This is a genomic window from Succinivibrio dextrinosolvens DSM 3072 (assembly GCF_900167015.1).
Lineage (GTDB): Bacteria > Pseudomonadota > Gammaproteobacteria > Enterobacterales > Succinivibrionaceae > Succinivibrio > Succinivibrio dextrinosolvens.
In genome coordinates, this window is the sequence record NZ_FUXX01000005.1 from 1 (window position 1) to 14951 (window position 14951).

Sequence of the window (14951 nt, forward strand, 5' to 3'; positions counted from 1 at the left end):
ACTGTGCAAGCTGAGATTTAAGTCTAAACTTTCCTCTTATATTCCTGTACAGTACTTTATTGAGACTGAAGAAGTTCAAGTCAAAGGAATGGGTAAAAACGTATTCTGAAATAAAATTACATGCCTGTCGATACTGCTCCGTCATCTGACGTAACAGTGTTTCCTGTTCTGAAGGTACATTAATTCTTATTTTTAATGTTTTTGTAAATTTCAAAACAGTTTTCTCCAAGCCATATAATCCCTATATTCTAACAGTTATTGTAAAGAAATTCTTTAAGATATATAGCCTGAGTTGGCAGAGCTCCGCCTCAGAATTAAGTCTGAGGTTTCCGCTCTGCTATTTTTTTGATGAAGAATTGCTGATAAAATCGCCGACGATAATATTTTTGTTTTTTTTAAAAGCTGGCTTTATGTTTGTTTTAGTAATTTTACTTTCATACTTTGCAATCCTGTACACATACAGCTATTTTCACAGTTCAAAAAACTCCAATGAAACATTTTTCAGAGGAAATAGAAATTCTCGCTGGTACCTGGTAGCCTTCGGAATGATCGGAGCTTCATTATCAGGTATTACCTTTGTGTCAGTTCCTGGTATGGTCATGTGGTCAGATATGACATATCTTCAGACATGTCTTGGCTATATTCTTGGATACTTTATCGTAGCCTTTGTGCTTCTACCTATTTTTTACCGACACAATCTGACCACAATCTATTCTTTTCTTAAGATCAGACTTGGTGAAACATCATATAAGACCGGAGCCTTGTTCTTTCTGATTTCAAAACTTATTGGTGCAGCAGCAAGATTCTATGTAGTCTGCCTGATTTTAGACAGATTCGTATTTAAGGAACTTAATATTCCTTTCTTTGTAACAGTGCCATTCCTGATGACACTTATCTGGCTGTATACAAGAAATGGAGGAATCAGAACACTTGTTCATACTGACGTAATTCAGACCTTCTTCATGCTTCTCTCCCTTGGAGTAATCCTGTACGGAGTACTGGAGGTTTTAGACTTTAGTCTTGCTGATGCATACAAAGAAGTTATTTCAAGCGGACACAGCAGAATATTTGAATTCTCAGACATCAAATCACCACAGAACTTCTTCAAACAGTTTATAAGTGGTGCATTTATTGTAGTGGTTATGACCGGACTTGATCAGGACATGATGCAGAAGAATCTTACCTGCAAGACACTGCATGAGGCAAAGAAGGACATGTGTACCTATGCATTTGCCTTTGCGCCTGTAAATCTCCTGTTTATGGTATTGGGAATTCTTCTTATCTGTGCTTTTAACACCAAAGGCATCGCTATACCAGAGAAATTCGACAATCTTCTGATCGATGTAATCTCCAATGGTACACTTGGAATGAATGCAAAAATATTCTTTATTATAGGAATTGTTTCTGCCGCTTTCTCAAGTGCAGATTCATCCCTCACAGCTCTGACAACCACCTACTGTGTAGATATAAAGGAAAAGAGCAGCGATGTTCGCCTAAGAAAGAATACACATGCCTTGATGGCTATTCTATTCGCTTTTGCAGTTCTGATTTTTAACTATTTCAATTCCACAAGTCTTATTGATGCCATCTTTATTCTATGCGGCTATACCTACGGTCCGCTGCTGGGACTATTCAGCTTTGCGATTTTAGGCAGGAGAACCGTTATGGACAAAGCAACACCATACATAGCTATGCTATCTCCAGTTGCCTGTTTTCTAATCTCGCAGCTGACTTTAAAGATGTTTGGATATAAGTTCGGTTATGAACTGCTGCTATTAAACGGAGCTCTGACCTTTGCAGGACTGTATGCCTTCAGTTCTGAGAAAAAGTGCGTATCTCTGGAAAATTAGAGAATACGCCAGCACACATTCTTATTGCAGAAGAGATTCTACTGAGCAATATTGCCCTTTTTTATATTGTCCTTGAGGATACGATCGGTAAGCTCAAATAGAATCTCTGAGCCTTCACGGGTTCTGTTATGTCTTCCATAGACAAGATCTGCTTTCACTTTATGCTCTCTCCAGTCTGCACCATTATTGCTGTCATTAAGCATTAAAGGCTGGAGGTTATCCATGGCACGGGCAAACTTACCCTCAGGAGTCTTTGCCTCTTCAAACTCATCGAAAAGTGCTATCAGCTCCTTTTTCTGATCCTCTGGAAGCATAGAGAAAATACGTTCCTTAGCAGCATCCTCTCTCTCTTTCTGAGTTTCCTTACTCTTAGGATCATAGGCATAGGTGTCACCAGCATCTATTTCAACAATATCGTGAATCAGACACATCATCAGCACTCTTGCAATATCAACCTTTTCGTTGGCATGTTCCTTTAAAAGATAAGCCATGATTGCCATATGCCAGGCATGTTCGGCATCATTTTCCCTACGGCCATTTCCTGACAAGTGAGTCTGACGAATAATGTTCTTTTCCTTGTCTATTTCTAAAGCAAATTCCATCTGCTTTTTTAGTCTTTCGTTCATTCTTCAACTCTCCTGATTATTAGCCTTTTAAGTGTATCCAACATTGATAACAAAAACAAAAAATCCATCTATGTAATTAGATGGACTTTAGGGATTTCTCGGACCAATTCCAAAGGAGCAAGAAAAGGATCCGAGAAAACTTATTGAACAAGAAAGTTCAAATTCTTACTATTTGATTACCTTCTTTGCTGCAGCAACAACGTTGTCAACAGTAAAGCCATACTTCTCAAACAGCTGACCTGCAGGAGCAGATGCACCATAGTGGTCAAGACATACTGTTGTGCCGTCAAGACCAACATACTTGAACCAGGTTGTTGAGATAGCAGCTTCAACTGCAACACGAGCACGTACAGCCTTAGGTAGTACAGACTCTTTGTATTCCTCTGACTGACGGTCAAATACATCAGTGCTTGGCATTGAAACAACACGAGCCTTCTTGCCTTCAGCAGCCAGCTTCTCAGCAGCGTGGTAAGCTAAAGCAACTTCTGAACCGGTAGCCATCAGAATTACGTCTGGAGTACCATCGCAATCCTTTAATACGTAACCACCGCGAGCAATGTTGTCAACCTGCTCTGAAGAACGAGGCATCTGCTCTAGAGTCTGACGTGATAGAATAATTGCACTTGGGCCATCCTGACGCTCAATCATCTTAGTCCATGCAGCACCGGTTTCAACCATATCACATGGACGCCACTCGTCGAAGTTTGGAATTAAACGTAGAGTTGCGATCTGCTCGATTGGCTCGTGGGTAGGACCATCCTCACCAACACCGATTGAATCGTGAGTGAATACGAACAGTGTAGGAATCTTCATCAGAGCAGACATACGTAATGCATTCTTAGCGTAGTCAGAGAAGATCAGGAAGGTACCGCCGTATGGACGGAAGCCACCGTGTAACTGCATACCGTTCATAGCTGCACACATAGCGAACTCACGAACACCCCAGTGGATGTAGTTACCGTTTAGCTCGTGTGGCTGAACTGATTTTGAAGACTGATTGATGGTTAGATTTGATGGAGCCAAGTCAGCTGAACCACCTACTAACTCAGGAAGAACTGAACCGAAGAAGTTTAGAGCAATCTGGCCTGCCTTACGGGTTGCAACCTTTGGATCCTCAGCTTTCTGTAATGACTGTACCCAGTCCTTTGCCTTAGCTGCGAAGTCAACAGGTAGCTTGCCTGACATACGACGCTCGAACTCTGAAGCTAACTCTGGGAACTGAGCCTTGTACTTAGCGAATAACTCATTCCATGAAGCCTCTAGCTTTGCACCCTTTTCAGTAGCATCCCACTCTTTGTAGATTTCCTGAGGAATCTCGAATGGACCATACTTCCAGCCTAAAGCTGCCTTGGTTGCAGCAATTTCCTCTTCACCTAAAGGAGCTCCGTGAGAAGCTGAAGTACCAGCCTTCTTAGGAGAACCGAAACCGATAGTTGTAGGACAGATAATCAGTGATGGACGCTTAGTATCAGCCTTAGCCTGCTCGATAGCAACACGAACCTGTGCACCGTCGTTACCGTTGGCAACTTCAATTACCTGCCAGCCGTACCCCTCGAATCTCTTCTTGGTGTCATCAGCAAACCAGCCCTTAACAGAACCGTCGATAGAAATACCGTTTGAATCGTATAGAGCAATCAGTTTGCCTAAACCTAAAGTACCAGCAAGTGAGCAAGCTTCGTGAGAAATACCTTCCATTAAGCAGCCGTCACCCATGAATACATAGGTGTAGTGGTCAACAATATCAAGACCTTCACGGTTGAACTCATTAGCAAGCATACGCTCTGCCATTGCCATACCAACAGCATTACCGATACCCATACCAAGAGGACCGGTTGTTGTCTCAACACCAGGAACCTCGCCATATTCTGGGTGACCAGGAGTTTTTGAACCTAACTGACGGAAATTCTTCAGATCATCAATTGATAGATCGTAGCCGGTTAAGTGAAGTAAAGAATAGATAAGCATTGAAGCATGACCGTTTGACAGAACGAAACGATCACGGTTAACGAATTTTGGATTCTTAGGATTGTGATTTAGGAATCCACGCCATAAAGCTTCAGCCATGTCAGCCATACCCATAGGTGCACCTGGGTGACCTGACTTAGCCTTCTGAACGCCATCCATGCTCAATGCACGAACTGCATTGGCAAGCTCTCTGTAATCTGCCATACAAACTCCTTGGACAAGATTTTATTTGTATTGTTTATTGATAAGCGGCATTTTATGCACTGCTGTTACTAACCGTTTGTTTAGTTTACTTGGTTTATACGTCATGTCAAAACATTTTGAAATTAAAGAGGAAATAGTTACTTTATTGAACAGAACTTATAAAACCTGAAAACGATTAGATTAAAAAATAGTGTTCCATATAAACCAATGCCGGACATAAAAATCCGGCATCAGATTTAATTATTAACCGAATACTTTCTTGTAGTCAGCCTGGAACTTAGCGATACCCTGATCAGTTAGAGGGTGCTTAATCATGGTCTGGATAACACTGTATGGAACAGTAGCGATATCAGCACCAGCTAATGCACACTGCATTACGTGGATTGGGTTACGTACTGAAGCACAGATAATCTGAGCCTTGATATCGTTGATTGCGAACATCTCAGAAATGGTTCTGATTAAATCTAAACCATCCTCAGAAATGTCATCTAGACGACCGATGAAAGGTGAAACATAGGTTGCACCAGCACGAGCTGCTAGAAGAGCCTGGTTAGCAGAGAAGATTAGGGTAACGTTGGTCTTGATGCCTTCCTTAGCACACTGATGGCAAGCCTTTAAACCTTCCTCAGTCATAGGAATCTTAACAACCATGTTTGGATGAATTGCAGCAATTTCACGAGCTTCCTTCATCATGCCTTCGAAATCAAGAGTTGTTGGCTTTACTTCACCTGAAATTGGGCCGTCAACGATAGAGGTAATCTCTTTGATAACCTCGTTAAAATCTAAACCTTCTTTTGCGATTAGTGATGGATTTGTGGTAACACCACAGATAACGCCTAAATCATTAGCCTTACGAATGTCTTCTACGTGAGCTGTGTCTAGAAAAAAGCGCATGATAACTCCTTTTATTTAATTTAATTATTCTTGCTTTAAGAATTGATCTTTCAACGGAAAAGAATTTTACACTTTTTTCTTACGCAAACGTTTGTATTTTTTCAAATGTGTGATGTGTGCCATTATTTTTTTATTTAAAAGATATTGTTTAATGCGACATCTTGAAATTTAAAAATTTTTAATTTTCCACCCTTGCTTTGAAAAATTTTACAATGTTTAATTTGAACATTAATCCCAATTGCATTAAAAAAATTAATCCCATAATTAATTGATATTTTTATATTGTTATATCAAATAGTTATATAATAATTTATTAATTTTTTTTATTATTTTTTTATATTTTTCTCATAAAAATATAGAAATCTAAAACAAATAGACTATAATCAAAAAATAATTCAATGATTATGATTTGTGTAAGGAAAAAAATTCATGTCAAGATTATTTACCTCTGAGTCAGTATCAGAAGGACATCCAGACAAAATCTGCGATCAGGTATCTGATGCTATTCTTGATGCTATTCTAGAGCAGGACAAGACAGCTCATGTTGCTTGCGAGACCCTGGTTAAAACCGGTCTGATTCTTGTTGCAGGCGAAGTTACCACTACCGCAAACGTAGATTTTGAAGCTGTTGCTCGTAAAACTGTATGTGATATCGGTTACAACAATTCTGAAGTTGGTTTTGATGGTCATAACTGTGCATTCTTAAATGCATTAGGCAAACAGTCACCTGATATCAATCAGGGTGTTAGCCGTTCTCTTCCTGAGGATCAGGGTGCAGGTGACCAGGGTCTTATGTTCGGTTATGCAACTGACGAGACTCCTCAGTTTATGCCAGCAGCTATCACCTATGCCCACGAACTGATGAAGCTTCAGGCTAAGTTAAGAAAGTATGGAACTATCTCATGGCTGCGTCCTGATGCCAAGAGCCAGGTTACTATGGCATACAAGGAAGATGGTTCAATCGACTATGTTGATACCATCGTTCTGTCAACACAGCACAATGAAGATGTTTCACAGGAAATCGTTCACGAAGCTGTTTACGAAGAAATCATCAAGAAGGTTATCCCTGCAGAGTATCTAAGAAAGGAAACCAAGATCTTCATCAACCCAACCGGCAGATTCGTTATCGGCGGTCCTGTTGGTGATGCAGGTGTAACCGGTAGAAAGATCATTGTTGACACCTACGGTGGTGCAGCAAGACACGGTGGTGGTGCATTCTCCGGTAAGGATCCATCAAAGGTAGACCGTTCTGCAGCATACGCAGCAAGACATGTTGCCAAAAACATTGTTGCCGCAGGTTTAGCTCACAAGGCTGAAGTTCAGGTTTCATATGCAATCGGTGTTGCACAGCCTGTTTCAATTTCAGTTAATACCTTCGGTACCGGCAAGATTGATGACAACAAGATTGCAGAGATCGTTCCTCACGTATTTGATTTAAGACCATACGGTCTAATCAAGGATCTGGATCTGCTGAGACCAATCTACCAGAAGACTGCCTCTTATGGACATTTCGGTAGAGACGGCTTCAGCTGGGAAGAGTTAGATAAGGTTGATGCTTTAAAGCAGGCCTTATAATCAGATAGAATTCACATCAGAATCCTCAAATTCGTCTGAGTTTGAGGATTTTTTATGTTTTATTATCCTGGTGGCAGCAGCAAAGATTAAGCTCGACACATTCAAGAAGCTTTTTTGTGTACTCTGAGCAAATCGAATACCAGATAATATTCCCCTCTCGCTTTCCTTCAATGATTTTTGCTTCTCTTAGAATCTTCACATGCTGAGAGACCAGCGCCTGACTTATATTCAGACGCTCTGACATGGTGTTAACGTTACATTTTCCATTGCGATACAGTCCACAGGCTATATTTAGTCTTATAGGGTGGCCTAGTGCAGCAAATATCTTTGTATATTCTTCTATATTTAATGTGTTCATGGCGCGCATGTTATCAAAAATATAAGAAATTGACAATATAGCAATATTGTAATATTCTAATATTGTTATATTCAAGGAGATATTCATGAAAACATTGATTATTGGTGGCGGCGCTGCTGGAGCCAGCTGTGCAGCGAGATTGCGCAGAAACGATGAAAAAGCAGAAATTACAGTTTTAGAACAGTCAGATGAAATATCCATCGCAAACTGTGGTCTGCCATATTACATAGGAAATGTAATCAATTCTGAGGAAACAATGCACGTCTCAGACGTAAACAAATTCAGAAACTGGTTCAATATCAATGTTCTTCTAAATACAAAAGCTGTCTCTATAGATAGAAATAACAGAACCGTAAAAACAGCAGATAATCAGGAATTCTCATACGACAGACTTGTTATTGCCACCGGAGCCACTCCTTTTGTGCCTCCTTTTGAGGGATTAAACAAGGATAAGACATTTACACTGAGAACACTCTCTGATGCAAACAGCATAAAGAACTATATAAAAGAACACGAAGTATCTAAAGCTGTTGTTGTAGGTGCAGGCTTCATCGGTGTAGAAATGGCAGAGAACCTTTGCGAACCTGGGATCAGAACCACAATCGTCGAACTGTCCAGTCACATCATGCCTAACGTTGATATTGAGGTAGCAACTGTTGCTCAGAACAAACTTAAGGAAAAAGGTATAGAGATCATCCTCAATGATGGTGTTAAAGCCTTCTCAGATGATAAGGTTATTTTAACCTCAGGAAATACTGTCGATTTTGATATAGTTATCATGTCCATTGGTGTAATGCCTCAGATTGAACTTGCAAAGGAAGCAGGTCTTGAAGTATCCAGAGGAATAGTGGTAGACAGCACACTTAAGACCTCTGATGAGTATATATATGCTGCAGGCGACAATGTTGAGATTACAGACTTTACTACAGGCTCAAAAGCTCTTATTCCTCTGGCGGGGCCTGCCAATCGTCAGGGACGAATCATTGCAGACAACATCTGCGGTAAAACTGAAACCTATAAAAATACTCAGGGCTCCTCTGTTGTAAAAATCTTCGAGCTGACGCTGGCAGCTGTTGGAGCAAACGAGGATAGATTAAAGAAACTGAATATCCCTTATTTAAAGACCTTTATCTATTCAAATTCACATGCAGGATATTACCCAGGAGCAAAACAGATACTCTATAAGATGCTTTTTACTAAAGAAGGCAGAATTCTTGGACTTCAGGCAATTGGAGAAGAAGGTGTGGAAAAGAGAGTAGATGTTGTTGCAACCGTAATGAGACTGAACGGCAGCGTACACGATCTTCTGGATGCAGAGCTATGCTATGCGCCACCATTCAACAGCGCAAAGGATGCTGTGAACATTCTGGGAATGAATGCTCTTAATATCATAGATGGCAAAGTAAGAATGGCCTTCCCTGAAGATCTGAAAGACAGCTATCTTATCGATGTAAGACCAAAGGCTGTATTTATGAATGAGACAATTGACGGAGCTGTAAATATTCCTATTACCGAGATTAGAAACAGACTTGATGAGATTCCAAGAGACAGAAAGGTGGTAATGTTCTGCAACACTGGATATACAAGCTATGTGGCATCCAGAATTGTAAATCAGAATGGATTTGAAAATGTATACTCCTTTGGAGGAGGAATAGTTTTTTTTAAATCTCAACAAAACTTTCTCAATTCAAATAATAGTTAAAAGTTGAATCACAAAATTAGCATGGTCATGGATTTTTTTGTAAAAAAACTCGCAAAATCCATGATATACCCAACATTTTTGAATAAATGATCGCTACACAGATAGCATCTTTTGAACATTCATTTTTATTTATATAGGGGTTTTTGATATTCTCACATCATTGTTAGTTGTCCTTGTTGGATAAAATCTAACTGATGAATTTGATGTTGTGATTGGATATTGCAGTGCCGGCTTTGACACTGCAATTTTTTTGTCTGAATTCAGTGCAGAACAAAGCATATAAACTGATAACTTCGAGTTAAATCACAAAAACGAACATTAATAGTTACAATTATTCCTCAATAAAATCTTTAAGAATCAATCAAATCATTTTCACTCCATAAAAGACAAGATATTCATATTTCCCCTAGAAACTGCATGTAAAATACATTAACCAAGATTTGACTGTTTTCAGTCAATCCTATTTATTCATAGGTGTAAAACAGTCAAAAAAGTGAGCATAAATACCTTTTAAATACAGTCTACCGCATTTATTTACAAGTAGTTTTTGTAACAATCTGGGATATACTTAAAGTAGATTTAAATCAGTCAATATAACTATATATAACCATCAATTAAACAAACATATCGGAGTTTTTATGACACAGTGTGTTGTTATAGCTGACGATCTGACAGGAGGAAACGCCACCGGCGTCCAGCTAAAACAGAGTGACTTCAACTCAATAAGTATCCTTAACTCGTCAATGATAGATAATATGAAATCAGACGACGTTGACTGTATTATCTATCCTACAGACAGCAGAGCAATTCCAAAGAAAGAAGCCTACAACAGAATATATGAAGTCTGCGAAAAACTTAAAAGTCGTGACACCAAGGTATATTCAAAAAGAATCGACAGCACCTTAAGAGGAAACATTGGCGCTGAGACGGATGCTATGCTCGATTCTCTTGGTGAGGAGTATACGGCAATTGTGGTTCCAACTTTCCCATCTTCAGGAAGAACTGTAGTAGGTGGATATCTTTTGGTTAACGGAGCTCTCCTGCATAAGACCGATATCGCAATCGATCCTAAATGTCCCGTCAAAGTAGCTAAAGTCTCCACCATCATCAAACAGCAGTCTAAATACAGAACCACAAATATTTACTCTGAAGACATGATGAATGGAAAGCATCATCTTGCAGACATCATCAAAGAGAAAATCAGTAAAGGAAATCGCATCATCATCTTTGATGCTGTAACCCAGGAAGATCTTGATCTGATTGCTGATGCTGTCATGACAAGTAAGCAGAAGGTGCTTGCTGTAGACTCAGGTGCCTTTACTGCGGCACTTGCCCGTAAGGCAATCAAACCTAAAAACCAGATTGCCAAGAGTCACGTTCTAGTTGTTGTAGGAAGTGTTCATCCAACCACTGCAAGACAGGTCGACAAACTTAAGATTATGCAGAGAACTGTAAGCGAAACAGTGGTAACAAAAGAATTTTTAGAATCTCCAGAGCGACGCGAAAAGGAGATCTGCAGAGTTGTCGATTCAATTGTTGAAAACTATGACAAGTTCCCTATCTCAACCGTGATTGGAGATGGTCTTGATCTTAAGAAAAGAATTGATTTTAAACCTTATATGAAGAAAATGAATCTTTCATTGGATGAAGTATCAGCAATCATTAACGATGCCTTTGCTGAAATCACGATTCGTATCTTTGAAAAGGTTAAAGCCTTCAAGGGACTTTACTGCTGTGGAGGAGATATCACCGTGGCGGTATGCGAGAAGGTTAAGGCTGCAGGTATCGCCCTCGAGGATGAGGTTCTGCCTCTTGCAGCGTACGGATACATAAAGGGAGGACCTTTGGATGGCTGCCATATAGTTACCAAAGGCGGAAGTCAGGGAAATCAGGACGCGCTCATCGACTGCGTCAATTACCTGAAGAAGAGATTATCAATTTAACAGAATGTTTAGGAGTAAGAGGAAATGACAAAACCACTAATTGCTGTACCAATCGGAGATCCAGCAGGTGTTGGTCCAGAGATTGTTGTAAAGACACTTGTCTCTGATGAAGCAATGGATGTTGCTGATGTAATAGTTATTGGTGATCATCAGATCATCGAACAGGCAATAAAAATCACAAATGTAAAACTGACAGTAAATATTGTTAATTCACCAAAAGACGGAAAATACCAGAAAGGTGTTCTTAATCTGATTGACCTTAACAATATTGATATGTCCAGATTTGCTTTTGGAAAAGTAAACGGCATGTGCGGCAAAGCTGCCTATGAATACATTGCAAAATCCATAGAGCTTGCAATGAACCGTGAGGTTCTGGCAGTGGCAACACCACCAATCAATAAAGAATCACTTCGTGCTGGAAATATCAATTTCATCGGTCATACCGAAATCTTCGGAGCTCTTACAAAGACACCAGATCCTCTTACCCTATTCCAGGTACATAAGCTTCGTGTGTTCTTCCTGACAAGACATGTTTCTCTTCTGGAAATGCTTGGCATGATTAAGAAGGACCGCATCAAGGATTATGTAAAGCGCTGCACCGATGCTCTAAAGAAGCTGGGTGTAACAGAAGGAACTATGGCAGTTGCAGGTCTGAATCCTCACTCAGGAGAGCATGGTCTGTTCGGATGGGAAGAGGTAAATGTAATTGCTCCTGCATGTAAAGAGCTTCAGGATGAAGGCTTTAATGTAGTAGGACCTGTTCCTGCTGATTCAGTTTTCCACCAGGCTCATCAGGGAAGATACAACAGTGTACTGTCTCTTTATCACGATCAGGGACATATCGCCACCAAGACACTGGATTTTGAACGAACCATTTCCATTACAGCGGGCATGCCTATTCTGAGAACCTCAGTTGATCATGGCACTGCCTTTGATATTGCCGGAAAGAATATTGTCAGCGAGGTAAGTATGGTGGAAGCCGTTAAACTGGCAGCCGAATACGGACCAAACTACAACAGATAAATAAAAACCACAAACACAAACAAAAACAAAGGAGTTAATTATGATTGAAGGACTAAGTGGAGGCCAGATGCTGCTGGGTCTGTTTGTCGGACTTGCAGTTTTATTCTTCCTGGTACTCAAAACCAAGGTTCATAGCTTTATAGCACTGATCATTGCAACTGTAATCATAGGCGTTGTTGGAGGAATGCCTGTTAACACCACTAAATTTGCAGACGGAAATACCCTTGGAATTATAAAATCTATCACCTCAGGTTTCGGAGGAACTTTAGGTGGTATAGGTATCATCATCGGCTTTGGTGTTATCTTAGGACAGATATTTGAAATGTCCGGAGCTGCAAAGCGTATGGCATATACCTTTATCAAGCTGTTCGGAAAGAAAAAGGAAGAAGAGGCAATGGCAATTACCGGATTCTTCGTTTCAATTCCAATTTTCTGCGACTCTGGTTTCGTTATCCTCTCACCTATTGCCAAGGCAATTGCAAGAGTTGTAAATAAATCAGTTGTTGCAATCGGTGCAGCTTTAGCAGCAGGTCTTGTTATCACCCACACCATGGTGCCACCTACTCCAGGTCCTCTTGGCGTAGCAGGTATCTTTGACATTGATGTCGGTACATTCATTCTAATCAACCTGGTACTATCAATTCCTATGGTATTAGGTGTACTGTTCTATGCAAAGACATATCTGACCAAGCACTTTGATCTTGTTCCAAACGACAAGGGCTTATTAGAGAAGATTGTAGGCGACTATAACCCAGATGCAGCATTTAACGAGGATGACTCAAATCTTCCAAGTGCATTCATGGCATTTACCCCACTGGTACTTCCAATCATTCTGATTCTGATGAACACCATTCTTTCAGCATTAGGATTAAAGGAAGGAATCTTCAACATCATTATCTTCTTAGGTCAGCCAATTATCGCTGTAGGATTAGGTCTGCTGGTTGCAATTGCAACTCTGATTCCTACTGTTGATAAGGAAACTGCAGTAAAGGAGATGGAAAAAGGCATGGCATCAGCAGGTATTATCCTTCTGGTTACCGGCGCCGGTGGTGCATTAGGTCAGATTATCAAGGATTCAGGCCTTGGAACCTACATCGCTCAGGGCTTTGCCGCAGCAAGCATTCCTGTAGTTCTACTGCCAATGATTATTGCAACCTGCGTCCGCTTCATTCAGGGTTCAGGTACCGTAGCAATGATTACTGCAGCAGGTATTACCGCTCCAATCGTAATTGCAGCCGGAGCAAATCCAATGCTGGGTGCAATTGCATGCTGCGTAGGCTCATTATTCGCAAGCTACTTTAATGACTCATTCTTCTGGGTTGTTAACAGATTACTGGGAATCAGTCAGGTAAAGGATCAGTTAAAGGTCTGGACTGCACCAACAACCATTGCCTGGGCAATCGGCTGTGTTGAGGTACTGATACTTTCAGTATTCATGTAAAAGACAATAATGCAGAGCATCTCCGTTCTCAATGCTCTGCAGATTAAGTGTATATGAGCTCCTGTTTTAGGAGCTCATTTTTTTAGATGTCAATACGTTCTAAAAACTCTAAAGGTGTATATGCTGGGATTGAACTTTTGAGAAAATCTTTAACATTTCTCGTAATTATAAATTCAGCTCTTACCCGATAAGCAGTCTGCATCTGAACACTGTCCTCAAAGTCTGGAAGTCCCATTATCAGAGCGCTTTTTATGTCGTCTTCCGTGAGATCTTCAAAGGTAAAAATCATGGAAAGAGAATAAAAAACTTCCTTAATTTTTTCTGGTGTTAGTTCCTTACGCAGAATATAAACAATATTCATAAAAGAAAGAACAGAAACATACCCCGTAATCTTTTTAGTTTCACATAATTTCCAGACAATAGCAGAAGCTCTTAAATGAGGTTCCCTTTTCTGAAGAACATCAAGAATAATATTTGCATCAATCAAGACTTTCATATTTCTTCCTTAATGCTTCTTCCTTTTCTTTCTCATAATCATAATTACCTTTAATTATGCCTGTAAGAGAGTCTGTCAAATATGAAACAACCTTAGTCTTAGGAATAATACGTCCGATTTCCTGTCCATTTTTAGTCAGAATCACTTCATTACCATCAATAACCATCTGCAAATATTTTCCTAAATGATTCTTCAGCTCGGTAGCCGTTGCGAAAGCTTCAATCATAATATAGTCCTCCGTTATTAGCTAATTTAAGTATAAAGTAAATTAGCTAATTTTTCATTTTATATAATTTTTAACATTTTTAGATGGACATTAAGATAGTATTCATCACCGTTTCCACCCTAGATTAGGTCTAAACAGTACATTCAGAGGTTTATTTAAAAATCAAATGAGATCTCAAGAAAACAAGAAATGTGTTCGATACGAACAGAGAAGAAAACAGCGGACCTTAAAACTTAAGATAGTTTTAAGGCTGGTTATAACTCTGAGCTTCTAACTCAGAGTATGAAGATAGATTAATGTCTAGCCTTTGAAGAAAACTTCAGTACGGGCGTCACGACTTTCCTTCAGATACTCATCAAAATCAATCTTGAGATTGATGTAGTCTTCATAAGGTTTTACCAGACGAGGATCAGGATTTCCCTTCATGTTAATGTCGAAAAATGCCTTAATTGAAGCCATTTCTTCAATACGTCTGTTTTTTTCAATCAGCTGTGCAGAAGTTAGTTCAGCTGATGGTAGTTCTGCTGTAGATAGTTCGCTCATAAAGTGCTCCTTAATGTTATTTTTGTTTTATTGTTTGTCCCCATTTTCACAGAACAGAAAGAATAAATCTTCAAACGCAGTCATAAAAACAAACATTTGTCCAAT

The 14951-nt window shown here is 39.7% G+C and carries 14 protein-coding genes; 6 read left to right on the top strand and 8 right to left on the bottom strand.

The window, feature by feature from the left end:
- On the bottom strand, positions 1 to 214 hold a 214-nt coding region (locus tag B5D46_RS12325; protein ID WP_234973807.1), incomplete at its 3' end, for a hypothetical protein.
- Positions 215 to 410: 196 nt separating this feature from the next.
- Here B5D46_RS12325 and B5D46_RS02310 point away from each other — a divergent pair.
- Positions 411 to 1850, top strand: a complete 1440-nt coding sequence (locus B5D46_RS02310) for a sodium:solute symporter (protein WP_078928043.1) — start codon at positions 411 to 413, stop codon at positions 1848 to 1850.
- A 38-nt stretch (positions 1851 to 1888) separates the two neighbouring features.
- Here the strand turns inward: B5D46_RS02310 and B5D46_RS02315 are convergent, their stop codons facing one another.
- The 3 genes from B5D46_RS02315 to fsa all read right to left on the bottom strand — a co-directional run bounded on the left by B5D46_RS02315 (position 1889) and on the right by fsa (position 5539).
- Positions 1889 to 2476, bottom strand: coding sequence for an HD domain-containing protein (locus tag B5D46_RS02315; protein WP_078928044.1), 588 nt, complete (start codon positions 2474 to 2476; stop codon positions 1889 to 1891).
- A 168-nt stretch (positions 2477 to 2644) separates the two neighbouring features.
- Positions 2645 to 4645, bottom strand: a complete 2001-nt coding sequence (gene tkt, locus B5D46_RS02320) for a transketolase (protein WP_078928045.1) — start codon at positions 4643 to 4645, stop codon at positions 2645 to 2647.
- A gap of 243 nt (positions 4646 to 4888) precedes the next feature.
- A complete protein-coding gene (gene fsa / locus B5D46_RS02325; protein ID WP_031491420.1) occupies positions 4889 to 5539 on the bottom strand; it encodes a fructose-6-phosphate aldolase in 651 nt (216 codons plus the stop codon).
- 429 nt (positions 5540 to 5968) lie between these two features.
- Here fsa and metK point away from each other — a divergent pair, with 429 nt between their 5' ends.
- Complete coding sequence (gene metK, locus B5D46_RS02330; RefSeq protein ID WP_078928046.1) at positions 5969 to 7114, top strand: methionine adenosyltransferase; 1146 nt, start codon at positions 5969 to 5971, stop codon at positions 7112 to 7114.
- 52 nt (positions 7115 to 7166) lie between these two features.
- On the opposite strand, the gene B5D46_RS12015 is transcribed toward metK, so the two are convergent.
- On the bottom strand, positions 7167 to 7472 hold the full coding sequence (locus tag B5D46_RS12015) for an ArsR/SmtB family transcription factor (protein ID WP_143675591.1): 306 nt from the start codon (positions 7470 to 7472) through the stop codon (positions 7167 to 7169).
- A gap of 85 nt (positions 7473 to 7557) precedes the next feature.
- On the opposite strand from B5D46_RS12015, the gene B5D46_RS02340 reads away from it, so the two are divergent.
- The 4 genes from B5D46_RS02340 (at position 7558) to B5D46_RS02355 (ending at position 13581) form a co-directional block, all read left to right on the top strand.
- Positions 7558 to 9174 (top strand): FAD-dependent oxidoreductase, encoded by a 1617-nt coding sequence (locus B5D46_RS02340; protein WP_078928048.1) that lies wholly within the window; start codon positions 7558 to 7560, stop codon positions 9172 to 9174.
- A 638-nt stretch (positions 9175 to 9812) separates the two neighbouring features.
- Positions 9813 to 11117, top strand: coding sequence for a four-carbon acid sugar kinase family protein (locus B5D46_RS02345; RefSeq protein WP_078928049.1), 1305 nt, complete (start codon positions 9813 to 9815; stop codon positions 11115 to 11117).
- A 24-nt stretch (positions 11118 to 11141) separates the two neighbouring features.
- Positions 11142 to 12140 carry a 4-hydroxythreonine-4-phosphate dehydrogenase PdxA gene (pdxA, locus tag B5D46_RS02350; RefSeq protein ID WP_078928050.1) on the top strand — a complete coding sequence of 333 codons (999 nt, stop codon included), beginning with the start codon at positions 11142 to 11144 and terminating at the stop codon, positions 12138 to 12140.
- Between the two features lie 40 nt (positions 12141 to 12180).
- On the top strand, positions 12181 to 13581 hold the full coding sequence (locus B5D46_RS02355; protein ID WP_078928051.1) for a GntP family permease: 1401 nt from the start codon (positions 12181 to 12183) through the stop codon (positions 13579 to 13581).
- An 82-nt stretch (positions 13582 to 13663) separates the two neighbouring features.
- Here B5D46_RS02355 and B5D46_RS02360 read toward each other — a convergent pair whose 3' ends face one another.
- From B5D46_RS02360 to B5D46_RS02370, 3 genes are all read right to left on the bottom strand, one after another.
- Positions 13664 to 14077, bottom strand: coding sequence for a PIN domain-containing protein (locus tag B5D46_RS02360; RefSeq protein WP_078928052.1), 414 nt, complete (start codon positions 14075 to 14077; stop codon positions 13664 to 13666).
- Positions 14061 to 14303, bottom strand: a complete 243-nt coding sequence (locus tag B5D46_RS02365; RefSeq protein WP_078928053.1) for a type II toxin-antitoxin system Phd/YefM family antitoxin — start codon at positions 14301 to 14303, stop codon at positions 14061 to 14063. The genes B5D46_RS02360 and B5D46_RS02365 overlap by 17 nt, the downstream gene beginning before the upstream one ends.
- A gap of 300 nt (positions 14304 to 14603) precedes the next feature.
- Entirely contained in the window at positions 14604 to 14846 is a 243-nt protein-coding gene (locus tag B5D46_RS02370; RefSeq protein ID WP_031491411.1) for a hypothetical protein, read from the bottom strand.
- Positions 14847 to 14951 lie beyond the last annotated feature (105 nt).

Excerpts from the sequence above, each read along its gene's own strand:
- pdxA (WP_078928050.1), top strand. The coding sequence starts at position 11,142 with ATGACAAAACCACTAATTGCTGTACCAATCGGAGATCCAGCAGGTGTT.
- B5D46_RS12015 (WP_143675591.1), bottom strand. The coding sequence starts at position 7,472 with ATGAACACATTAAATATAGAAGAATATACAAAGATATTTGCTGCACTA.
- B5D46_RS02355 (WP_078928051.1), top strand. The coding sequence starts at position 12,181 with ATGATTGAAGGACTAAGTGGAGGCCAGATGCTGCTGGGTCTGTTTGTC.
- B5D46_RS02310 (WP_078928043.1), top strand. The coding sequence starts at position 411 with ATGTTTGTTTTAGTAATTTTACTTTCATACTTTGCAATCCTGTACACA.
- tkt (WP_078928045.1), bottom strand. The coding sequence starts at position 4,645 with ATGGCAGATTACAGAGAGCTTGCCAATGCAGTTCGTGCATTGAGCATG.
- B5D46_RS02370 (WP_031491411.1), bottom strand. The coding sequence starts at position 14,846 with ATGAGCGAACTATCTACAGCAGAACTACCATCAGCTGAACTAACTTCT.
- B5D46_RS02315 (WP_078928044.1), bottom strand. The coding sequence starts at position 2,476 with ATGAACGAAAGACTAAAAAAGCAGATGGAATTTGCTTTAGAAATAGAC.
- B5D46_RS02340 (WP_078928048.1), top strand. The coding sequence starts at position 7,558 with ATGAAAACATTGATTATTGGTGGCGGCGCTGCTGGAGCCAGCTGTGCA.
- metK (WP_078928046.1), top strand. The coding sequence starts at position 5,969 with ATGTCAAGATTATTTACCTCTGAGTCAGTATCAGAAGGACATCCAGAC.
- B5D46_RS02365 (WP_078928053.1), bottom strand. The coding sequence starts at position 14,303 with ATGATTGAAGCTTTCGCAACGGCTACCGAGCTGAAGAATCATTTAGGA.
- fsa (WP_031491420.1), bottom strand. The coding sequence starts at position 5,539 with ATGCGCTTTTTTCTAGACACAGCTCACGTAGAAGACATTCGTAAGGCT.
- B5D46_RS02345 (WP_078928049.1), top strand. The coding sequence starts at position 9,813 with ATGACACAGTGTGTTGTTATAGCTGACGATCTGACAGGAGGAAACGCC.
- B5D46_RS02360 (WP_078928052.1), bottom strand. The coding sequence starts at position 14,077 with ATGAAAGTCTTGATTGATGCAAATATTATTCTTGATGTTCTTCAGAAA.